We start from the raw sequence: 21,106 nt of genomic DNA on the forward strand, positions 1-21,106 counted from the left end.
GCCGGCCCGGCATGACCGCTGCAGAGCTCGCCGTACCACGAGTCTAGGCGAACCCGCACCGGTCCAGCGATCCGTCTGCACAGCCGAAATCACAGTGCCGGTTCGGCGAAACCTCCGAGCCCGGGGCGCGCCGGGGATCAGCCCCCGAGCGACCCCCGGACCGAGGACTTCACCAGACAGGTGTGCAGGGTCAGCGACAGCGCGGCCAGTTCGCGCACCGTCTCCTCCGCGCGGGCGCGCGCACCCGCGTCACGGCTCTTCGCGATCGGGGCGACGATCTGCGCCACGAGCGCGGCTTCGCGGTCGGCGGCGAGTTTGAAGGCACGCAGATGCCGTGCCTCCAAACCGAATTCGGCCATCGCCCGCGCGGTCTTGGCAAGCGTGACCGCATCGGCGTCGAAGTAACCCGCCGGACCGGGCGTGATCAGGTTCGCCCGGATGAGATCGATGAGGAACCTCTCATCGATCCCGGCCTGGTCGAGCAGATCAGCCCGGGTCACCCGGATTTCGTGATCGAACCGCAGATCTTCCGGGGAGACCTCGCTCGGCACGACGCCGAGCCGCCGAGGCGGGGGCACCGGGCGCCCGCCACGGTCGGAACCCGGTACGGCCTGTTCGGCATCGGGTGCGCCGGGTCCGGGCTCCGGCGCCCCGGACCGGACGGAGTGCGCTCGGGCGCGGGCTTCCCGCACGCCGAGCGTCGCCGCACCGCTGTCGATGGCCTCGAGCTGTTCCTTGATCACCTTCAACGGCAGGTACTGATCGCGTTGCGCGGTCAGCACGAACCGGAGCCGTTCGACATCCGCCACGGAGAATCTGCGGTAGCCCGAAGGCGTCCGCTCCGGCCGGATCAAGCCCTCCGCTTCCAGGAAGCGGATCTTGGAGATGGTGACGTCGGGAAAGTCGGGGCGCAGCAGGTCGAGCACGGAGCCGATCGACATCCCTCCGCGTGCCCACTGCGCCGCACCGGTCACAGCGCCAGGTCCTTCATGATCACGAGCCTTTCATGAGGTATACGACCCAGCGCCGACGTTGTCATAGACTCCCCGCGCCCGCCGACGAGTCGGTCACCTGGGCGCGCGGTCCGGTGAGGAACACCAGCCGGAACTTGCCGATCTGCACCTCGTCACCGTTCTGCAGTTCCGAGGAGTCCACCGGCTCCCGGTTCACGTACGTGCCGTTCAGGCTGCCCACGTCGACGACCTGGAACGAGTCGTCGTCCTGACGGAACTCGGCGTGCCGACGGCTGACGGTGACGTCGTCGAGAAAGATGTCACTGTCGGGGTGACGGCCGGCCGACGTGGTCGGCTGATCCAGCAGGAACCGCGAGCCCGCGTTCGGGCCGCGCTTGACGACCAGGAGGGCCGCGCCAACGGGCAGACCCTCGACCCCTTGGACCGGCTGCTCGCCGGTCTGCTCTCCGGAGCGCGACGCGTCGACCTCGTTCAGGAAATCCGCGCGGAAGACCGACGTCGTCTCGGCCGCGGTCTCCCCGTAACCCGGGTCTTTGTTCTCGCTCACCGTTTCTCTCCTCCTCGAACCTGATTATCCCATGCAAGCAGGTGATACCTCTGGCACCACGACCTGCCGTCGAGTCTCTCGGATTCCCGGCGGGGGCGCCGGGGCATCTGTTGGCATTGACCGTACCCTGCCGGGCCGCACCCGTGCAGGTAGAACTGGGAAGGCTGCTTCAGCCCCCGATAACTCCTTGATAACCTGCGGCATCCAGCAGTTCACCGAGTGTCGCGTCGAGGCTCGCCGCATCGCGAACCTCCAACTCGAACAACCACCCCTCACCGTAGGGGTCGGCGTTCAACGTCTCCGGCTCCGAGGTCAGCTTGTCGTTCACCGCAACGACTTTCGCGCTCAGAGGGGCGTAGATGTCCGACACGCTCTTGGTCGACTCCACCTCCGCGATGCTGTCCGCGGCGGCCACGTCCGCGTCCGTCTCGGGCAGCTGCACGAACACAACGTCACCGAGTTGAGACTGGGCGTAGTCGGTGATGCCCACCCGCACCCGGGTCGGGGCGATCCGGCGTACCCACTCGTGCTCCTCGGTGTAGAGCAGATCCTCGGGGGTCTGGGTCACGGGCCGTCCTTTCTTTTGAACGTTGCACGCAAACTCTATCGGCTACGCCGTTCGATGCCCCACAGCCGGTATCGCTCTTGCGACCGCGACGGCTCTAGCGGTGTAGAGCACGCCGGTCCACACATAGACCGCCGTGCCCCAGATCAACAGCGCCCCGCCGAAGGCGCGCCCGAAACCGGCGGCCGCCCAGTCCATCTGCCCGGCCAGCAACCAGGGCAGGGCGGACATCAGCGCGAAGGTGGCCGCCTTGCCCAGGTAGATCACCTCCGGCGGAGGCAGGTCGCGGCGTTTGTACACCGGCAGCGTCGCGGTGAGTACGAGGTCGCGCCCCACCAGGATCGCCGCCACCCACCACGGCATCAGACCGCGGATCACGAAGGCCGCCAGCGTGGTGACCAGATAGAGCCGGTCGACGAACGGGTCCAGCAGCTCCCCCAGCCGCGAGGACTGGTCCAGCAGCCGGGCCAGCTTGCCGTCCAGGAAGTCGGTCAGGCCGCTGGCGACCAACAGCGCGAACGCCCAGCCATCGGCCCGCTCGATCAGCAGCAACCACAGGAACAGTGGCACGCCCAGCAGGCGCAGCACGCTCAGCGCGTTCGGCACGGTCAGGATGCGGTCGGCGAAGACGCCCCGCACTCCGCCGGCGCGTTCCTCCGGTTGCGCTGTGCCCGATTCGGTTGTCACGACCCGTGCATACCCCATCGACCCGGTTCCCCGCCATTTCCACGCGCCGAATTTCCGGCTATCGGCGCGCCGGGCCCGTGCGAGGATGGTTTCCGCCACAACGCGGCGGTGACAGAATGATCGGAAAATTTTCTCATCGTGCGGGCCGCTGTGTGGCGCCCGCAACTCGCTGACCTCGTTCCGCAGGCGTGGGCGGCTGCGCACCAGGCAGGGCACCGGCCAGCCGAACCCCTACCTGGATCCCGCCGGCCCACGACATCGGCCGCCGGTTCGAGGCGAAGGTCGACGGCGACACCCACGGATTGATCATGGACGTGTTCGACATCCCGGCCACCGCGCACTACATCGGTGGATGCGTAATCGGCGACAGCCCGCAGACCGGCGTGGTCGACCCGTACCAGCGGGTCTACGGTCATCCCGGCCTGCATGCGGCGGACGGGTCGGCGGTGACCGCCGACCTCGGCGTGAACCCGTCGTTGACGATCACCGCGCCGGCCGAGCGCGCGATGGCGTTCTGGCCCAACCGTGACGAGCCCGAGACCAGGCCGGAGCTGGGGTCGCCCTACCGGCGCATCGCGCCGGCGTCCCCCGCGCGTCCCGCGGTCCCCGCGTCGGGACCGGGCCGCGCTGCGGCTGCCGATCGAGCCAGTGCCGCCCCGCGCGCCGGTGCGGTGCGGCGACACCACGCGGCGGTGGCGGTCCGCACCGGCTAGCGTGATCCGTTGTGTCAGACAGTGGTATCGACCTGCGCTCCTACGTGCCCGCCGAGGAGGTCCACGCGCGGGGCCGCGCGCTGCGTCAGCGGGTTCCGGTCATCGCCAGGGACAGGGAGGCGACCAGCGTGCGGCGGCCGGGCGTGCTCGACTTCGTCGAGGCGAGCAACGCCGGGCGGCTGCCGCACCTGATACCGCTGCGCATCGGGCGGATGATCAGCTCGCCGTTCACCTTCTACCGGGGCGCGGCGGGTTTGATGGCGGCCGATCTGGCGGGTGGCCCGGACAGTGGGCTCCCGGCCCAGCTGTGCGGTGACGCGCACGCGGCGAACTTCGGCCTGTACGGCACGGCGCGCGGCAAGATCATCATGGACATCAACGACTTCGACGAGACCGTCGAAGGACCGTGGGAATGGGATCTGGAGCGCCTCGCGGCCAGCCTGGTACTGGCCGGGCGCGAGGCGGGCGCCGACGAGGACGAGTGCCGCACCGCGGCGCGCGATGCCGCCCGCTCCTACCGCCTGGCCGTGGACGAGCTGGCCGCGATGCCGTTCATGACGTCCTGGTGCGCGCTTCCGGACGAGTCGGTGATCACCCAGGCCAAGGCCGACGCGCTGCTCGACGATTTCCAGAAGGCCGCCAAGAAGGCGCGCAAGAACACCAGCGCCAAAGTGGTGGCCAAGTGGACCGCGCACCTGGAAGATCACCAGACCGGCATCCGCAAGCACCGCTTCGTCAGCGATCACCCGATTCTCACCACGGTGGACGAGCGCGTCGCCGAGGCGGTGATCGGCGGGCTGGAGCGCTACGCCGACACCCTGCCCGAGTCGCGGCGCAACCTGCTGGCTCGATTCGCCGTGTCCGACATCGCTTTCCGGATCGTCGGGACCGGAAGCGTCGGCCTGCGCACCTATCTCGCGCTGCTGCACGGCAACGACGGCGAAGCGCTTGTCCTGCAGGTGAAGCAGGCCCCTTCCGCGGCACTCGCCCCGTTCCTGCCGACGCCCCCGGTGCGGCACGAGGGTGAGCGAATCGTGCGGGGAGCCAGGCTGGTTCAGTCCGAATCGGACATCCTGCTCGGATGGACGTCTCTCGATCCGGACGGAGGCGGCGCCGAAATGCCGTTCATCGTACGGCAATTCCGCAATCTCAAGGGCAGCATCGATCCCGCCGAGCTGCCCGCGAGCGACCTCGACGACTACGGACGGCTGGCGGGCGCGTTGCTGGCCAGGGCTCACTCCCGCTCGCTGGATCCGCGTCTGCTGTCGGGATATCTGGACGGCGACGAGCGCTTCGACGACGCGGTGGCCGCCTTCGCCGTGCGCTATGCCGACCGCACCGAAGCCGATCACGCCGAGTTGCTCGCGGCCGTGCGGGCGGGCCGGATCCCGGCCGAAGAACCGGCGTAGGAGCCCGCGCGACCGGCGCGGCGCCGACAGCCGACACGCCATGCGTCGGCGTGCGCGCGGCGAACCCGTTGCGCCACCTCGTATCCTGTCCTCTGTCGAGTGTCGACGTGAAGGGCGGTCGCCAATGCTCGTGCGAGTCCAGAACGCCGCAGGCACCAATGCCGAGCGCGCGCTGATCGATTGGTTGCGCACCTGGAAGGACCCCGACAGTCCGCATGGTGTCGCGACGATCACCTGCAGCCTGTTCCACAAGAATCGGCTGCACCAGTTCGACGCTGTGATCTGGACGCCGACCAGCTGCGTGGTGATCGAGGCCGACGCGCTCGTCTCCCGCCAGGACGGTGTGCTGGAGGTCCCGCTGAACGGGCCGTGGTCGATCGACGGCGAGCCGGTCGCGACGGAGAGCCGCGATCGCCGCACACCGGTGGACAAGTCCCGCGAGCACACCTTCGCGTTGCAGGAGTGGCTCGCCGCCCGTGGTCTCGGGCAGCGCGTCGTCCACGGCGTCGCGCTGTTGGTCACGATGCCGGGCGCTCAGCTCCAGCTCGAACAGCGATGGGCCGATCCGAGCTTCGACGTGATCCTCGGCGACGATCCCGGCCGCTTGCGGCACTACTTCGAAGCCCTCGCCGCGCAGGAGAAGCACCTCTGGACGGCCAACGACGTCGCCGTCGCGTTCCGCGGACTCGGCATCCTGCCCTATCTCCCCGCCCCGCAGGACCTGCTCAACGAGGGCTTCCTCGGCCCGATCGACATCACGCTCTGGCACGGCGGTCCCAACCAGGCGCAGGCCGAGGCGTACGCGGAGGAGCTCGCGCAGGCCGAACGGGAGGCGCAGGCGTCCGCCTTCGCCATCCGGGCGCCGTGGTACAGCCCGTGGAAGCTGTATCCCCGAGAGGCCGGTGACCTCGACTTCGGCCGTGCGGTGATGCGTACTGTCCTGGCGATCGGGATGGTGATCGGCTTCGTCTGGATCGTGTGGTTCGTGGTCACCGCGATCACCGCGTACGGGCCGGGCTGACCGGCCGCGGTGTAGCGCGCGGACGGCCTGGCCTGCGCGGGCGCAACCTGACCAGTGCCCGCGGCAGAAACCCGCGGTCCCCGACCAGGGCGTCTGTTACGAGGGCGCCGAGATCGGCTGGTTCCGGTCGAAGACGCTCGCGTCGTCGAGCATGGCGGCGCGCAGCATCGACTCCGGCACACCCATGGCCTCGACCAGCGTCAGAGCGTGCGGCCGCAGCCGGTCGACCAGCTCGTTGACGCCACGGCGGATCGCTTTCGCCCGCTCCACCGACATGAACCGGTGCATGATGAACCAGGCCTGGTTCTCCTCGATGGTGGTGTAGACGAACAGGTCGCACATCCACTCGGCGAGTTCGCGCGCGTCCGGATCCTCGATGTCGGCGATGCCCTCGATGAACGCCTCGAGCACGAGGCGCTCGATATGCGCCGACCCCGCGGCCAGGATGTGGTCCTGGGCGTTGTTGAACGCCTCGAACGGACCGGTCTCCTCGGCCCTCGCGCGCAGCCGGTGCGCCGCCGTGCGGACCAAGTAGTCCTCGCGGTCGGCGAACAACTGCAGCTGCACCGACCGGCGCGACAGATCGCCTTCATCGATGGACTCGCCGCTGCGGTCGCGCAGCGTCTGGATCAGCTGACGCACGCCGGATCGCTTGCGCACCACGTCACCGGCCATGGTCGCGGCGAAGCGCACCCAGCCCAGCGCGTCCAGGTCGCGCACCTCATCGGCATAGGCGGTGAGCAATTCCTTGGCCACCAACTGGGTGAGCACGACGTTGTCGCCCTCGAAGGTGGTGAACACGTCGGTGTCGGCCTTCAAGGTGACCAGCCGGTTCTCCGTGAGATACCCCGCGCCGCCACATGCTTCGCGGCATTCCTGGATGGCGCGAGTGGCGTGCCTGGTCTGCGCGACCTTCAGGCCGGCGGCGCGCTTCTCCAGCGCGCGTTGCGCGCCCGCCTCGAGATTCTGGCCGGTCTGCACCAGGTGCATCCGGCGCACCAGGTCGTTCTGCGCGAAGGCTAGTGCGTAGGACTTCGCGACCAACGGCAGCAGCCTGCGCTGATGGCTGCGGTAGTCCAGCAGCACCGTCTCCACCCCGGTGTCCGGGTCGGAGAACTGGCGGCGCTGCAGCGCGTAGCGCACCGCGATGCTCAGCGCGACCCGCGCGCCGGCCGCGGCCGCGCCACCGACGCTGACCCGGCCGCGCACGAGGGTGCCGAGAGTGGTGAAGAACCGGCGGCTCGGGTTCTCGATCTCGGAGCTGTAGGTGCCGTCCGGCGCGACGTCGGCATAGCGGTTGAGCAGGTTCTCCCGTGGCACTCGCACGTGATCGAAGACGATGCGCCCGTTGTCCACGCCGGGCAGGCCGCCTTTGAGACCGTCGTCATAGGTGGTCACGCCGGGCAGGTCAGCGCCGTTCTCGTCGCGGATCGGCACCAGCAGGCAGTGCACGCCTTTGTTCTCGCCACGGGTGATCAACTGCGCGAACACCGCGGCCATCCTGGCGTGTTCGGCCGCGCCGCCGATGTAGTCCTTGCGGGACGACGGAGTGGGCGAGTGCACGACGAATTCCTGGGTCTGCGGATCGTAGGTCGCCGTCGTCTCCAGGTTCGCGACGTCGCTGCCGTGCCCGGACTCGGTCATGGCGAAGCATCCGAGCAGGTCCAAGGAGATCAGGCGCTCGATGTACTCCCGGTGCCGTTCGGTGCCGAGGTTCTCCACAGCCCCGCCGAACAGCCCCCACTGCACGCCGGCCTTCACCCACAGCGACAGATCGGCGTAGGCCAGCATCTCCATGCCGACCACCGCCGCTCCCGGCTCGCTGGTGCCGCCGTTCTCCCGGCGGAAGCCGCGCTCGGCGAACCCCATCGTGGAAACGGCCTTCATCTGGTCGAGCACCCGGGCCCGAGCGGCCTTGAAGTCGAGGTAGGGGTCGCCGGTGAACTCCTCCCCGGCCAGCAGGATCCGGGCTTCCTCCCGGACGGCCGCCCAGGGTCCGTCGAGTGCCGCGCGTAGGTGGTCCGCCGTCGTTGCCGTGCTGGTAGTCATAACTCGACGATAGCCCCGTACACCGGCGGCAAACCGTGATGCGCGACAAGTCCGCGGGAGGGTCTTGCTAGACCGTTGAACAACTGTTTAATATACTGAACATGTGTTTAATCAACAGCCCGTTCCGCAAGGATCCACCGAGGACCTGACCACCGCGGCCCGCATTCGCGATACCGCGATCGAGGTCTTCGGCGAACACGGATTCCAAGTCGGAGTCCGCAAGATCGCCGCCGCCGCCGGCGTCTCCCCCGGGTTGGTCAACCATCACTTCGGTTCCAAGGACGGCCTGCGCGCCGCCTGCGACGACCGGGTCCTGCAGTTGATCCGCGACGAGAAGGTCAAGGCGATCACCGCGTCGTCCATGAAGGCGGGGATGCTCGAGTCTCTGGCCGAGCTCGAGTCGTACGCGCCGCTGGTCGCCTATATGGTGCGCAGCCTTCAGGCGGGGGGACCGATGGCGGAATCATTGTTCGAGCACATGGTCGCCGACGCCGAGGGGTACCTCGAGCAGGCGGTTCAGGCGGGCACCATCAAGCCGAGTCGCGACCCCGCGGCGCGCGCGCGTTACCTGATGATGCTGAACGTCGGCGCGACCATGCTGTACATGCAGATGCGCCAGCACCGCGACGAAAAGATCGACTATCGCAAGGCGATTCGCGAGCTCAGCGATGAACTCACCCCACCGGCCCTGGAGTTCTACACCCAGGGTCTGCTCACCGATCCCACGATCTTGGACACTTTCACCAAGGAGAAGTGATGTCCGACATCATCGAAGTCCGCGGCCTCCGCAAGACTTTCGGTCACGTCACCGCGCTGGACGGCCTCGACCTCACGGTCGCCGAAGGCGAGATCCACGGCTTCCTCGGCCCCAACGGCGCGGGCAAGTCCACCACCATCCGGGTGCTGCTGGGCATCCTGCGCGCCACCGGAGGACAGGCCCGGCTGTTCGGCCGCGATCCTTGGGCCGACGCGGTCGCCCTGCACCGCGAATTAGCCTACGTGCCGGGCGATGTCACGCTGTGGCCCTCGCTCTCCGGCGGCGAGACCATCGACCTGCTCGGACGGATGCGGGGCGGCATCGACGAGAAACGGCGGGACGAGCTGATCGAGCGCTTCGACCTCGACCCCCGCAAGAAGGCGCGCACCTACTCCAAGGGCAACCGCCAGAAGGTCGCGCTGGTCGCCGCACTGGCCTCGGACGCGCGGCTGCTGCTGCTGGACGAGCCCACCTCGGGCCTGGACCCGCTGATGGAACAGGTCTTCCGGGAGTGCGTGCACGAGGCGCAGCAGCGCGGCGCGACCGTCCTGCTGTCCAGCCACATCCTGTCCGAGGTCGAAGTGCTGTGTGAGCGGGTGACCATCATCCGTGCCGGCCGCACGGTGGAGAGCGGTTCGCTGTCGGAGCTGCGCCATCTGTCCCGCACGTCGATCACCGCCGAATTGACCGGCGACGCGGGCGATCTGAGTCGCATCCCTGGTGTGGCGGACATCGAGTTCGACGACCACACGCTGCGCTGCCAGGTCGACAACGAACACCTCGGCGAGCTGATCCGGGTGCTCGGCGATGCCGGCGTGCGCAGCCTGACCAGCACCCCGCCGACGTTGGAGGAGCTGTTCCTGCGGCATTACCACGTCGACGGCCACAGCACCGAGACCGCGACGGCCACCGGGGAGCAGGTGCGAGCATGACCACCGCCATCGCGGGCCGCGCCGCCGCCGCGCCGGTATTCGGCGTATCCGGCGACTTCGCGGGCACCGGGCGATTGCTACGGCTGTACCTGCGGCGCGATCGGGTCGTGCTGCCGCTGTGGACGCTGCTCATCGGCCTGATGCCCGCCTTGCAGGTCGTCAGTGTGAAAGATCTGTACGACAACCAGGCCGCCCTGGACAGTTTCGCGCGCACCACGGCGGACAGTCCCGCGCTGACCGCCATGTACGGACCGGTCTTCAGCTCCGCGCTCGGATCGATCGGCACCTGGAAAGCCGGCGCGATGTACACCATGATCGCCATCGCCACGGTGCTCACGGTAATCCGGCACACCAGGGTGGAGGAGGAGACCGGGCGCGCGGAACTGGTGGGCGCCACCAGCATCGGACGCTACGCAGGTCTCACCGCCACGCTGATCATGACCTACTCCGGGGCGCTGCTGGCCGGGATCGTGTGCGCTGTGTCGCTGTCCGCCGCCGACCTGCCCGGCGCGGGATCGGTGGCCTTCGGCGCCGCCCTCGCGGCTTCCGGCATCGTCTGGGCGGCCGTCGCGGGAGTCGCCGCCCAGGTGAGCGCCGGTGCGCGAGTGGCTCGCGGCGTAGCGTTCAGCGCCCTCGGCGCGGCCTTCGCCCTGCGGGCCGTCGGCGACGCCGGAAACGGCGTGCTCTCCTGGTTCTCGCCGATCGGTTGGTCGCTGCAGATCCGTCCGTACGCCGACGAACGGTGGTGGGTGCTGATCGCCTCGGCCGCCGTCGCGGTGCTGGGCACCGCTGTCGCGTACGCGTTGCTCGGCAACCGCGACATCGGTTCGGGGCTCATCGCGGAGCGCCCCGGGCCACCCGCCGCCGCGCCCGGCCTGTCCGGCCCGTTCGGTCTGGCCTGGCGGTTGCAGCGTGGCACCCTGCTGGCCTGGATGGTGGGCTTCGCCCTGTACGGCCTGCTGATCGGCGGCGCGGTGAGCAGCGTCGGCGACATGCTCGACGGCAGCGCGTCCATTCGTGACATGGTCACCCGGATGGGTGGCTCCCAGCAGCTGCAGGATTCCTTCGTCACCTACGCGATCACGATGCTGGCCGCGGCCGCGGCCGCCTACTCGGTCTCCGCCGCCCTGCGGCTGCACGACGAGGAGTCCAGCGCGCGGGTGGAGGCCACGTTGTCCGGCGCCATCGGCCGCGGTCGCTACGCGCTGAGCCACATCGGCTTCGCGCTGCTGGGTCCCGCGGCGGCGCTGCTGGTCTCCGGTGTGGCGATCGGCATCGTGTACGGCGCCTCGGACGGCGATCTCGGTACGAAGTTGCCCCAGTCGATCGGCGCCGCGGCTGTGCAGGTGCCCGCGGTCTGGGTCGTCACGGGCATCGCGGTGGCGCTCTACGGTCTGGCGCCGCGGTTCGCTCCGGTCGCGTGGGGTGTGCTCAGCACCATGGTGGTGATCTTCTTCGTCGGTTCGCTGGACGGGCTGCCGCAGTGGATGGTCGATCTGGTGCCGTTCGTCCATCCGCCGAAGGTGCCCGGCGCCGAGTTCCATGCCCAGCCGGTGCTGTGGCTGCTCGCGGTCGCCGCGCTCCTGCTCGGTATCGGCGTCGCGGCGTTCCGCAGACGTGACCTGCGCTGACGACGCCCTCCCGGCCCGCGCGAAGCTTCTTCGCGCGGGCCGCTTCCCGTCAGGGGGCAGTTCGGCTCGCGGCGCGGCAGGATCGGCCAATACGGTCACCGGGACCCGATTTGCCGTGCCGTGCGCCAACGCAGGCGAACCCATCGACGAGGACCATGCCGAGAATCACCCAATTCATCGCCGGGCTCACCACCTGTCTGATCGGCGCGGCACTCGCCGCGCCCGGTGCGGCGGCCCAGCCGGACCGCACCGAACAGCCACCGCGGTACGCCCCGACCATGTTGATCCTGGATGCCTCCGGCTCGATGCTGCGGCCGGATCCGGCGGGCACCATGATGGACGCCGCCAAGAACGCCGTCCGCACCTTCGTCGGGTCCGCCCCCGCCGAGTCGAAGGTCGGGCTCGTGGCATACGGCACGAGCACCGGGAACGCGGAGTCGGACAAGGCCGCCGGATGCCGGGACGTCCACCTGCTGCGGAGGGCCGACCCGCTCGACAAGGTCGCGCTGACCGCCGCCGTCGACGGCATCCGGGCGCGTGGCTGGACGCCCATGGGCCCCGCGCTGCGTACGGCCGCCGACGCTCTGCCCGGCTCCGGTCCGCGCTCGATCGTGCTGGTCTCCGACGGCGAGGACACCTGCGCCCCACCTGACGCGTGCGAAGTGGCGCGGGAAGTGAAGCAGCGCGGGATCGATCTGGTCGTGCACGCGATCGGGTTCGCGGTGGACGCCGCCGCCCGATCCCAGCTGACCTGCATGGCGCAGGCCACCGGCGGCACCTACACCGATGCCGCCGACGGGCGGGCACTGGAGCGGGTCCTGCCGCGCGTGAGCGCCGCGGCCCTGCGCAACTACCGCGCCGCGGGAACGCCCATCACGGGCACGAGCAGTCACGAGACCGCACCGATCGCCGCGCCCGGCCAGTACCTCGACACCATCGGACAGCGCGAGAAGCGGTACTGGTCGGTGGACGTGCCCGCGGGCGCGACCGCCTATTTCAGTGGCACGGTGTCGTTTCCCCGCCTCCGGGACGTCTCCGCCACCGACGACATGAACACACTGCAACTACGCGTCTACGGCGCGAACGGTCAGGACTGCCACGTCTTCGAATCCGAGCTGACCACCAAATCCAGTGACGGCGTGGCGCTCACCATCGCCAAAGCCTTCGACGGCGCGACCAAGGAGCGCGGCGGCAGCGACGACTGCCGCGGCGGCGGCCGCTATTCCTTCGCGCTGACCTGGGACAAGGTTTCCGCCGGAGTACCGGAGCGTTTGCCGATCGAACTGCTGGTGGGCATCGAGCCTGCCGCGGCCGCCGCGGGCACAGCACCCACGACGACGCCGACCGCGTTCACCGAGCCGACCGGAGCGGACACCCCCGTGCCCGGCGGCGGATCGTTCAACGTGGCCGCGCCGCTGACGGGTAGCGGCCGCTACAGCGACACCCTGAGGCAAGGCGAGTTCGTGTTCTACCGTGTCCGGCTGGACTGGGGCCAGGGCCTGGCCTACCGGGTGCGCTTCGGCGGCAACGGCGGGCGCGGGCTGGGCAACCTGTCCAATATCAACACCACGCTCTACAACCCGATCCGCCAGGAGATCGGCTCCGACTTCGCCGCCTACACCGGCACCGACCAGGTGTTGCCGAACCAGGACCCGATGGCGACGGTTCCGATCCGCTACGCCAACCGGACCGCGGGCGACAGCAAGGCGCGCAGGCAGGCGGTGCCGGGCTGGTACTACATCGCGGTGAAGCTCGGCTCCACCTTCGAGGAGGGCGACGCGGCGCCGGTGCCGATCCGGCTGGATCTGAGCGTCACCGGCCATCGGGAACCAGGGCCGACGTACTCCTCCGGCGTCGCCGATGGCGTCTTCGGGGAGAAGGCCGATACGCAGCGGGTCGCGCAGCGCACGGAGGCGGCGGGCGCGGACTCCGGGCCGAGAAGCCGATGGCCTCTGTTCGCGGGACTCGGCGCGACCGCCGTCGTCGTGGTCGGCGTCATCGCGGGTGTGGTGGCGCTGCGCAGACGCGATTAGTGTGCTGAGTTGTCGATTCGCATTTCTATTATCGGCCGTGGCGGTGCCCAGCCCGAATTCATACAGGCCTGCCCTGCCTGAGCCGATCCGACGAGTCAGCCCCGTCCGGGTGTCTGCCGCCCGGTGCGGGCTCGGAAATACTCACCAGGAGACACCCTCAATGAGCACACGGCATCGCTGGATCACCGTCGACGGCATCGAAACTTTCTATCGAGAAGCGGGCCCCGCCGACGGCCCGATCGTCCTACTGCCCCACGGCTACCCCTCGTCGTCATTCGAATTCCGCGACCTGATGCCCGCACTCGCCGATCGTTGGCGGACGATCGCACCGGATCTGCCCGGCTTCGGCTACAGCGATGCCCCGGCGAACTTCGCCTATACCTTCGACAGCTACTCGGTGTACCTGCGCCGCTTCGTCGAGACGCTCGACCTCACCGAATACGTGATCTACCTCCACGACTACGGCTCCCAGTTCGGACTGCGTCTGGCGATCGACGCACCCGAACGAGTCCGCGGCCTCATCGTTCAGAACGGCGATATCTACGAAGACGAACACGGACCGAAATACGCACCTCTCAAGCAGTTCTGGAACGATCCCACCGAGCAGGGCCGGACCGACCTCGCGGCAGCGGTCAGCGAAGCGGGCTTCCGGGGCGAGTTCCTCGGAGAGTTACCCGACCATCTCGCCGATCGGGTGAGCCCGGACCTCTGGAAACTCGCGTGGTCGGTGACGAGCCCACCGCAACGGCAGGCCAACCTCGTGAATCTCCTCGCCGACCAACGCCATACCGTCGCTTGGTTCCCTATCCAACAGGCCTACCTGCGCGAGCATCGCCCACCGACCTTGATCATCTGGGGCCGCAACGACGGCTACATGCCCGAACCAGCTGCCCGCGCCTACCACCGCGACCACCCCGATGCCGAACTCCACGTCTTCGACGGTGGCCATTGGCTGCTCGAAACGCACCTCGACGAGGTCGTCCCACTGATCCGCGATTTCCTCGACCGGTTGTAGGTGATGTTGTCAGGCGAATCTCGCTAGATAGTCAGCAGCCCACAAGGTGTACTGGCGGTGCATGCCGCGTAGTGTCCGAAGTAGGCCGGTACGCACGTGCGCGATCGCGCGCGTAGAAAAACGAGGGGCATCGCCACGTTCACGATCATTGATGACACCGGTTGACATTTTCACTCCCGTCGGCTGTCCGAGTTGGGAATCTACGCACTCTTCCACGAATCCGGCCTTGTGGCCGTAGCAGCAGTGACCCGACATCCCGGCCGGAAGTCAAGCAACCACCCGTACCAACACTCATCAGCCGGATATCGTTGTGATGATTCGTTTCTCGAACCAGTGATGAGCGTATGGCTCGTCATTGAAGGCGGCGGTTTCCGTGAAGCCGCAGGAGCGGTAGAGGTTGATGGCGGGAGTCAAGGCCTTATTGGTGTCCAGGAGGAGCGTGCTGTGCCCGAGTCGGGCGGCCCGCGCTTCGAGTTCGGCGAGAAATCTGCGGGCGAGGCCGAGATTGCGAACATGGGGAGCTACCCACATTCGTTTGATTTCCGGTGGCGTGCAGGGCGGCAGTTTCAGTCCGGCACAACCGACGGGTTGACCGTGGAGGCGAGCGATCAAGAGCAGGCCGTGCGGAGCCGCTAGTTCATTCGCGTCGGGCAGCAGGCTTTTGGCAGGATCGAATCCGGTATCGAAGAGTTCCCGCATTTCGGCGTAGTAGGACTGCAAGCAGTATTCGGCGTCGGGGTGATCGGGAGCGACGGTGTCGAAGGTGACCATGGTAGCGGTCAGCAGTCGGCCCACTTCCTCCATTGCCGTCACAAGTCGGTCACGCTGGGCGGGGTTGAGCGGCTCGAGCAGACGGCCCGCCAGCTCGTCGCTGCGTTGATCGAGAAGATCACGTTCGATCCGGCCGATGGGGGTAAGTCGCACAGTGCGGACTCGTCGGTCATCGGCTTGCGGTTCGACGGTGATCAGGCCATCGGCCTGCATGGAGCGCAGCAGCCGGCTCATGTAGCCGGAGTCCAGGCCGAGCCGTTGCCGCAACCAACGCACGTCACGCCCTGGTTCGTCGATCTCCCAGAGCAGTCTCGCCTCTCCGATGGGTCGGTCCATACCCAGGTAATCGTCTTGGAGTACGCCGACCCGCTCGGTGACGATGCGGTTGAACTGACGCACCTGGTCGATCTGCCCCTTGTTCATTTACCTGACCTTAGTCAGATACTTCAGTCCTTGCCAAGTGGCCTCCAGCTGACTCCCCTGCTGCAGATGACGAGGTGCAGATCAGGTGTGCATCGATAGAACAGCACGGTCTGTCCCTAGGGTTTCGATGGCCCGATACCCCCTAGAGCCGGTTGAAGCAGCCCGCGTCCACGGCAGGTGCGTCGCAGGCGGCGCGCAGCCGGTGATCCGTGACGGTGGCGGCATGCCGCGGATCGGACTGTGGGTGTCGGACGGCATCTGTCGTGGATTGTGGCTTGCCGACAACGCCCGGCGGCACGGTCGATGCGTCACCGGGTGTGCTCGATCCCCAGTTTCCCGGCCAACCGGGTGAGGTAGGCCCGCACGTCCTCCACCGGACGGTCGGGCAACCCGAAAACCGCTTCGGTGACGCCGGATTCGGCCCAGCGCGTCAATTGCTCGGCGTCGTAGCGACCGGCCAGCGCGACGACGTCGGGCCTGCCTGCGCGGTCGTGCTCGTCCCAGATCCGCCGCAACGAAGCGATTTTCTCGTCCAGGCCGTCCTCGGTCGGCGTGGTGATCCAGCCATCGGCGTGTTTCGCCAGCCAGGTGAAGTTCTTCTCGGTGCCCGCCGCACCGAGCAGGACCGGAATGCGCTTCTGCACCGGCTTCGGCCAGGACCAGCTCGCGCCGAAGGTGACGAACTCGCCGTCGAAGCCGGCCTCCTCCTCGGTCCACAGCACCCGCATGGCCTCCAGATGCTCGCGCAGCACGGTCCTGCGCTTGCCCGCGGGAACACCGTGATGGGCGAGTTCGTCGGTATTCCAGCCGAATCCGACGCCGAGGCTGACCCGGCCGCCGGACAGGTGGTCCAGCGAGGCGATGGTCTTGGCCAGCGTGATCGGATGGTGTTCCGCGGGCAGCGCCACCGCGGTGGACAGCCCGATGCGCTCGGTCACCGACGCGGCGGTTCCGAGCGCGACCCACGGGTCGAGGGTGCGCAGATAGCGATCGTCGGGCAGGCTCGCGTCGCCGGTGCGCGGGTGCGCCGCCGCACGGACCACCGGGATATGTGTGTGCTCGGGCACATAGAACGTGTCGAACCCGGCACGCTCCGCGGCCAGCGCCGCATCCGCGGGGGTGATCCCCCGATCGCTGGTGAACAACACGATTCCGTACCGCACCGTACGCGCTCCCATCGCTGAAACTAGAACAAGTTCTACCACGATTCGCCGTTCCGACCAAGGGCGCAGCGCGACCGGCCCGCCCGCCCGCGACCCGCACGGATGCCAAGGGCACGCCGGATGACTAGGTTCGCCTCCATGAGTCCTGACGCATCTTCCGTAGGCGATGTGACCACCGGACGGGTGGATCACCTCGGCTGGCGTCGCGGGCTTCGCCTGCGGCGCGCCCGGCCGATTCCCGTCGTCAGCCAGGCCGTGGGTTTGCTGGTCGCGGACCGGCAGGCGACCGCGGACACCATCGTCACCGCGCCGACGCCGTTGCAGCCGATCGATCTCACCGACGACGCCCGGGTCACCGAAGTCCTCGATCTCGCCGTCCGGGTCGGCGAGGTGGTGCTGTCCTCCGGCACCGGCGTGGTGGACACGACCAACGCGGTGCGCTTCATCGCCGCCACCTACGGGCTGTCACGCTGCAGCATCGACGTCACCTACGACGCCATTCGTATCTGGGCCGACCGCGGGCCCGCGCTGCCACCGGCCAGCACCATGCGGATCGTGCACTACCGCGCCCTGGATTTCACCAGGCTCGCCGCCGTGGACCGCCTGACCCGCCGCATCCGCAACGAAGTGGTCCCGCCGGGCGAGGCTCGCGCCGCGCTCGACGCGATCACGCAGGCGCCGCACCCCTACCACCGGTGGACCGCCACCGCCGCGTGGTCGCTGATGGCGGCGGCGATCGCCGCGCTGCTCGGCGGCGGTGCCGTGGTGGCCGCGGTCAGCTTCGCGACCACCGCGGCGATCGACCGCACCAATCGCGTCCTCAATCGCTATGGTCTGCCGTTCTTCTTCCAGCACATGGTCGGCGGCGCCATCGCGGCGATCCCGGCCATCGTGCTGGCGGGCCTGGCCGCGCGCCTGCGGATCGATGTCGACCCGACCCTGATCATCGCGGCGGGGATCACCGTGCTGCTCAGTGGGTTACAGCTGGTCGGCTCGGTGCAGGACGCGATAACCGGCGCACCCATCACCGCGACGGCCCGCATGCTCGAGGTGATGATGATGACCGGCGGCATCATCGCGGGCATCGCGCTCACCCTGCGCATCGCTGACCTGCTCGACGCCACCGTGCCGCCGGTGTACCTGACTTCCGCCGGCGACATCACCGACCTGCCGGTGAAGATCGTGGCCGGCGCGGTGGCGGCGTTGGCGTTCGCGCTCGCCTGCTACGCCGAACGCCGGGCCCTCGCCGCGGCCGCGGGCAGTGGCGCGGCAGGCACCATCTGTTTCCTGCTCATCCAGCAGGCCGGGTTCGGTCCGGTGATGTCCTCCGGCGTCGCCGCGACGCTCGTCGGCCTGGCGGGTGGTCTGATGGCCCGCCGTGCGCTGACTCCCCCGCTGGTCGTCGCGGTCGCGGGCATCACGCCGCTGCTGCCGGGCCTCAAGGTCTATCGAGGGCTCTACGCACTGCTCAACGACGAACTGCTGATCGGAGCAAACCAGCTGCTGTCGGCCTTCGGCATCGGCTGCGCGCTGGCGGCAGGCGTCACCCTCGGCGAGTGGTTCGACCGCACCGTGCGCAGACCGCGGATTTTGCGCCGCTTCGGCTCGGTGCGGCGCCCGATCGTGCGGCGTCGCCGCCGGTCGGCGCCCGTGCACTGAACCGCGAGGTGCATGCGCGGCCAACGCCCGCCCGGTAACCTCATATCGAACTGGTCAGGGTGGCCTCCTTCGGCGGCGGCCCCGGTGTGAGGTGAGGTGTTTCGGATATGTCGGAAGCAGTGCCGTTCTCGACGCAGATCCGCACCGCCACCGCGCAACAGCATGCGGAGGCGGAGAACTCCCGCTTCATGAGCGACATGCTCGGCGGATCGCTCGGCGTCGATTCGTATCACCGCTACACCGGCCAGCTCTGGTTCATCTATCGCGCGCTCGAGGGCCGGTGGGCGACGCTGGCCGACGACCCGGTGGCCGGACCGTTCATCCGGCCCGAGCTCGCCCGCACCGCGGAACTGGAGCGCGACCTCGCACATCTCATGGGCTCCGACTGGCGTGCCGGCCTGGAACCCCTGCCCGCGACCGCGGCCTACGCCGAACGCATCGATGAGTGCGCGCGCAATTGGCCCGCCGGGTACATCGCCCACCACTACACCCGGTACCTGGGCGATCTGTCCGGCGGACAGGTCATCCGCGGCACTGCGGAGAAGTTGTGGGACCTGCCGCATCGCGGCGACGGCGTCCGTTTCTACGTCTTCGACGGCGTCGGCAATCCCGCGGCGTTCAAGCGGGAGTACCGCAGTCTGCTCGATGGCCTGCCGCTCGACGATCTGGAGCGCCGCCGCATGCTCGATGAGGGGCGGCGTGCCTTCGCGATGAACACCGCGCTCTTCGAGGAGCTCGCCGAGGAATTCCCCGCCGCGCAGTAGCCGGCCGAACGCATCGTGCTGGGCGGAGCGGCATTTCGGCCGTCGTGCGCGAACGACGCGGACGTGCGACAGTCATGGCATGAGAGCGCGCCGTCGCATCGCCGTGGTCCTTGCCGGTCTTGTAGGCGTCGGTCTGGTGGGGGGTTGTGGCACGACATCCGGTCCCGGCTCGTCGACTGCGGCCCGGATAGTGCCGTTGATCTCGACGAACGACTTGCGTCCCGCACAGTCGGACGAAGTGCACCTGTTCGGATTCAACGATCTGCACGGGAATCTGCAGCCGCCGGGGGGGTCCACCGGAAAGATCGCGGGGCACGACGCGGGCGGCGCCGCCTATCTCGCCACTCATCTGGCGCGGCTGAAGGCCGCGTATCCCTCCAGCGCCGTGCTGGCGGCCGGAGACAACATCGGGGCCAGCCCCTTGGTCTCCGGGCTGTTCCACGACGAGCCGACGATCACCTTCCTGAACAACGTCGCTGTGGCGGCGTCGGCGGTCGGCAATCACGAATTCGACGATGGGGTACTGGAATTGGCGCGCTTGCAGCGGGGCGGCTGCGCGGTGGACGGATGCTCTCCCGGCGCGCCGTTCACGGGCGCGCGGTTCCCCTATCTGGCCGCGAACGTCGCGGACGCCCACGGCGACCTTCCGCCCGCGCTGCGGCCGTGGACGTTGCTCGAAGTGGGCGGGCACAAGATCGGCGTCATCGGGACGGTGACGCCGGACACGGCCCAGATCGTCCTGCCCGAGGGGATCCGGGGCTACCACTTCGGTGACCAAGCCGCCGCGATCAACCGTCATGTGCCGGAGATGAAAGCGGCGGGCGCCGAGGCGATCGTGGCGCTGGTGCACGACGGAGGCGCGCAGCGGCCCGAGAGCGACGCACCCCTGGACTACAACGGATGCGCGAACGTCACCCCGAACGTGACCGGGCTGGCCGAGCGGATCGACCCCGCCGTCCGCGCGGTGTTCACCGCCCACAGCCACCAGCCCTACGTATGCACCGTCGGCGGCACGGTGATCACCCAGGCGGCCTCGTACGGCCGGCTCATCACCGATGTCACGCTGCGTTTCGGCGGCGACGGCGTGCAGGCGTCGGCGGTCAACCGAGTCGTGACCCGCGAGGTGACGCTCGATGGCCCCACGACCGCGCTGATCGATTTCTACGCCGAGCAAGCACGGCCCCGCGCGGGCCGCGTCGTGGGCGCGACCGCGGATGCTCTCCCGCACAACCCGCGCCCGGCGGGCACCTCGCCGCTGGGCGACGTGATCGCGGATTCGATGCTGTCGGCCACCGCGGGGCCCGCCGCCGCCGTGGCCGCCTTCATGAATCCCGGCGGTGTCCGCGCCGATCTGAAGCAAGGACCGATCACCTACGGCGACATCTTCACCGTCCAGCCGTTCGGCAACCAGGTCGTCACGCTCACCCTGACCGGCAGTCAGATCCTGCGTTTGCTGGAACAACAGTGGGACGACTCCGGCAATCCGACGGTGCTGTCTCCCGCCGGCATCACCTACGCGTACTCCGACATCGCACCCAAGGGCGCGAAGGTGGTCCCGGACAGTGTCCGGATCGCCGGCGCGACGCTGAACCCGGTCGCCACCTATCGCATCACGACCAACAGCTTCCTCGCTTCCGGAGGAGACGGGTTCACCGTCTTCACCGAGGGCACCGAAACCACGGTGGGTCCGACCGATCTGGACGCCTTCGAGACGTTCCTGCGCGGCAAGCCGCCGCTGCGTACACCGCCCGCCCGCGTGGAGAAGAAATAGCCGGATGGAAGTAGCCGTACCGGACGCTGCCAGATTGCTGGACACTCGACCAGAATGTCGGTAACTGGAAATTCCTGTAACACATACCGTTTGACCTGCACCGACAGGTGATCAGTCCCACAAGCCGAACGGGTCATGATCGCTTGCCGGTGCCGCGCACGGTCGATTACTGTTCAGTAATAAGTCAGGACGAAGGTGTTCCTACTTTCGGCCCGACGTCTG

The 21,106-nt window shown here is 68.5% G+C and carries 17 protein-coding genes and 1 pseudogene; 11 read left to right on the top strand and 7 right to left on the bottom strand.

Going from position 1 to position 21,106, the window contains the following annotated elements:
• Positions 1–137: 137 nt before the first annotated feature.
• The 4 genes from K8O92_28485 to K8O92_28500 form a co-directional block, all read right to left on the bottom strand.
• Positions 138–941 carry a MerR family transcriptional regulator gene (locus K8O92_28485; protein ID UAK35997.1) on the bottom strand — a complete coding sequence of 268 codons (804 nt, stop codon included), beginning with the start codon at positions 939–941 and terminating at the stop codon, positions 138–140.
• Positions 942–1,035: 94 nt separating this feature from the next.
• The gene (locus tag K8O92_28490) at positions 1,036–1,521 is read right to left on the bottom strand and encodes an FHA domain-containing protein (GenBank protein ID UAK31654.1); all 486 of its coding nucleotides are present in this window, start codon (positions 1,519–1,521) and stop codon (positions 1,036–1,038) included.
• Positions 1,522–1,690: 169 nt separating this feature from the next.
• The gene (gene gcvH, locus K8O92_28495) at positions 1,691–2,089 is read right to left on the bottom strand and encodes a glycine cleavage system protein GcvH (GenBank protein UAK31655.1); all 399 of its coding nucleotides are present in this window, start codon (positions 2,087–2,089) and stop codon (positions 1,691–1,693) included.
• A 42-nt stretch (positions 2,090–2,131) separates the two neighbouring features.
• Positions 2,132–2,791, bottom strand: a complete 660-nt coding sequence (locus K8O92_28500; GenBank protein ID UAK31656.1) for a CDP-alcohol phosphatidyltransferase family protein — start codon at positions 2,789–2,791, stop codon at positions 2,132–2,134.
• Between the two features lie 145 nt (positions 2,792–2,936).
• Between K8O92_28500 and K8O92_28505 the strand changes: the two are divergent.
• The 3 genes and pseudogenes from K8O92_28505 (at position 2,937) to K8O92_28515 (ending at position 5,916) form a co-directional block, all read left to right on the top strand.
• Positions 2,937–3,424, top strand: a pseudogene (locus K8O92_28505) (GMC family oxidoreductase).
• A gap of 73 nt (positions 3,425–3,497) precedes the next feature.
• The gene (locus tag K8O92_28510) at positions 3,498–4,895 is read left to right on the top strand and encodes a DUF2252 domain-containing protein (protein UAK31657.1); all 1,398 of its coding nucleotides are present in this window, start codon (positions 3,498–3,500) and stop codon (positions 4,893–4,895) included.
• Between the two features lie 124 nt (positions 4,896–5,019).
• Positions 5,020–5,916 (top strand): NERD domain-containing protein, encoded by an 897-nt coding sequence (locus K8O92_28515; GenBank protein UAK31658.1) that lies wholly within the window; start codon positions 5,020–5,022, stop codon positions 5,914–5,916.
• Between the two features lie 96 nt (positions 5,917–6,012).
• Here the strand turns inward: K8O92_28515 and K8O92_28520 are convergent, their stop codons facing one another.
• On the bottom strand, positions 6,013–7,965 hold the full coding sequence (locus tag K8O92_28520; protein ID UAK31659.1) for an acyl-CoA dehydrogenase family protein: 1,953 nt from the start codon (positions 7,963–7,965) through the stop codon (positions 6,013–6,015).
• A gap of 103 nt (positions 7,966–8,068) precedes the next feature.
• On the opposite strand from K8O92_28520, the gene K8O92_28525 reads away from it, so the two are divergent.
• The 5 genes from K8O92_28525 to K8O92_28545 all read left to right on the top strand — a co-directional run bounded on the left by K8O92_28525 (position 8,069) and on the right by K8O92_28545 (position 14,333).
• The gene (locus K8O92_28525; protein ID UAK31660.1) at positions 8,069–8,722 is read left to right on the top strand and encodes a TetR family transcriptional regulator; all 654 of its coding nucleotides are present in this window, start codon (positions 8,069–8,071) and stop codon (positions 8,720–8,722) included.
• On the top strand, positions 8,722–9,654 hold the full coding sequence (locus K8O92_28530; GenBank protein UAK31661.1) for an ABC transporter ATP-binding protein: 933 nt from the start codon (positions 8,722–8,724) through the stop codon (positions 9,652–9,654). The genes K8O92_28525 and K8O92_28530 overlap by 1 nt, the downstream gene beginning before the upstream one ends.
• Positions 9,651–11,285, top strand: coding sequence for an ABC transporter permease (locus tag K8O92_28535; protein ID UAK31662.1), 1,635 nt, complete (start codon positions 9,651–9,653; stop codon positions 11,283–11,285). The genes K8O92_28530 and K8O92_28535 overlap by 4 nt, the downstream gene beginning before the upstream one ends.
• Positions 11,286–11,440: 155 nt before the next feature.
• The gene (locus K8O92_28540; protein ID UAK31663.1) at positions 11,441–13,318 is read left to right on the top strand and encodes a VWA domain-containing protein; all 1,878 of its coding nucleotides are present in this window, start codon (positions 11,441–11,443) and stop codon (positions 13,316–13,318) included.
• Between the two features lie 160 nt (positions 13,319–13,478).
• The gene (locus K8O92_28545) at positions 13,479–14,333 is read left to right on the top strand and encodes an alpha/beta hydrolase (protein UAK31664.1); all 855 of its coding nucleotides are present in this window, start codon (positions 13,479–13,481) and stop codon (positions 14,331–14,333) included.
• 294 nt (positions 14,334–14,627) lie between these two features.
• On the opposite strand, the gene K8O92_28550 is transcribed toward K8O92_28545, so the two are convergent.
• Together K8O92_28550 and K8O92_28555 are read right to left on the bottom strand one after the other, a co-directional pair.
• On the bottom strand, positions 14,628–15,527 hold the full coding sequence (locus K8O92_28550; GenBank protein UAK31665.1) for a bifunctional helix-turn-helix transcriptional regulator/GNAT family N-acetyltransferase: 900 nt from the start codon (positions 15,525–15,527) through the stop codon (positions 14,628–14,630).
• Between the two features lie 308 nt (positions 15,528–15,835).
• Positions 15,836–16,690: an LLM class F420-dependent oxidoreductase gene (locus K8O92_28555; GenBank protein ID UAK35998.1), complete on the bottom strand. Its 855-nt coding sequence runs from the start codon at positions 16,688–16,690 to the stop codon at positions 15,836–15,838.
• A 138-nt stretch (positions 16,691–16,828) separates the two neighbouring features.
• Here K8O92_28555 and K8O92_28560 point away from each other — a divergent pair, with 138 nt between their 5' ends.
• The 3 genes from K8O92_28560 to K8O92_28570 all read left to right on the top strand — a co-directional run bounded on the left by K8O92_28560 (position 16,829) and on the right by K8O92_28570 (position 20,884).
• The gene (locus K8O92_28560) at positions 16,829–18,349 is read left to right on the top strand and encodes a threonine/serine exporter family protein (GenBank protein UAK31666.1); all 1,521 of its coding nucleotides are present in this window, start codon (positions 16,829–16,831) and stop codon (positions 18,347–18,349) included.
• A 107-nt stretch (positions 18,350–18,456) separates the two neighbouring features.
• On the top strand, positions 18,457–19,113 hold the full coding sequence (locus tag K8O92_28565; GenBank protein ID UAK31667.1) for a biliverdin-producing heme oxygenase: 657 nt from the start codon (positions 18,457–18,459) through the stop codon (positions 19,111–19,113).
• Positions 19,114–19,192: 79 nt separating this feature from the next.
• The gene (locus K8O92_28570) at positions 19,193–20,884 is read left to right on the top strand and encodes a bifunctional metallophosphatase/5'-nucleotidase (protein ID UAK31668.1); all 1,692 of its coding nucleotides are present in this window, start codon (positions 19,193–19,195) and stop codon (positions 20,882–20,884) included.
• Positions 20,885–21,106 lie beyond the last annotated feature (222 nt).

Origin of the sequence: Nocardia asteroides (genome assembly GCA_019930625.1) — a bacterium.
Taxonomy (GTDB): domain Bacteria; phylum Actinomycetota; class Actinomycetes; order Mycobacteriales; family Mycobacteriaceae; genus Nocardia; species Nocardia sputi.

Coding starts and splice junctions, on each gene's coding strand:
- K8O92_28485 (UAK35997.1), bottom strand. CDS start 941: ATGTCGATCGGCTCCGTGCTCGACCTGCTGCGCCCCGACTTTCCCGAC.
- K8O92_28540 (UAK31663.1), top strand. CDS start 11,441: ATGCCGAGAATCACCCAATTCATCGCCGGGCTCACCACCTGTCTGATC.
- K8O92_28515 (UAK31658.1), top strand. CDS start 5,020: ATGCTCGTGCGAGTCCAGAACGCCGCAGGCACCAATGCCGAGCGCGCG.
- K8O92_28500 (UAK31656.1), bottom strand. CDS start 2,791: ATGGGGTATGCACGGGTCGTGACAACCGAATCGGGCACAGCGCAACCG.
- K8O92_28545 (UAK31664.1), top strand. CDS start 13,479: ATGAGCACACGGCATCGCTGGATCACCGTCGACGGCATCGAAACTTTC.
- K8O92_28565 (UAK31667.1), top strand. CDS start 18,457: ATGTCGGAAGCAGTGCCGTTCTCGACGCAGATCCGCACCGCCACCGCG.
- K8O92_28520 (UAK31659.1), bottom strand. CDS start 7,965: ATGACTACCAGCACGGCAACGACGGCGGACCACCTACGCGCGGCACTC.
- K8O92_28570 (UAK31668.1), top strand. CDS start 19,193: ATGAGAGCGCGCCGTCGCATCGCCGTGGTCCTTGCCGGTCTTGTAGGC.
- K8O92_28530 (UAK31661.1), top strand. CDS start 8,722: ATGTCCGACATCATCGAAGTCCGCGGCCTCCGCAAGACTTTCGGTCAC.
- K8O92_28535 (UAK31662.1), top strand. CDS start 9,651: ATGACCACCGCCATCGCGGGCCGCGCCGCCGCCGCGCCGGTATTCGGC.
- K8O92_28560 (UAK31666.1), top strand. CDS start 16,829: ATGAGTCCTGACGCATCTTCCGTAGGCGATGTGACCACCGGACGGGTG.
- K8O92_28550 (UAK31665.1), bottom strand. CDS start 15,527: ATGAACAAGGGGCAGATCGACCAGGTGCGTCAGTTCAACCGCATCGTC.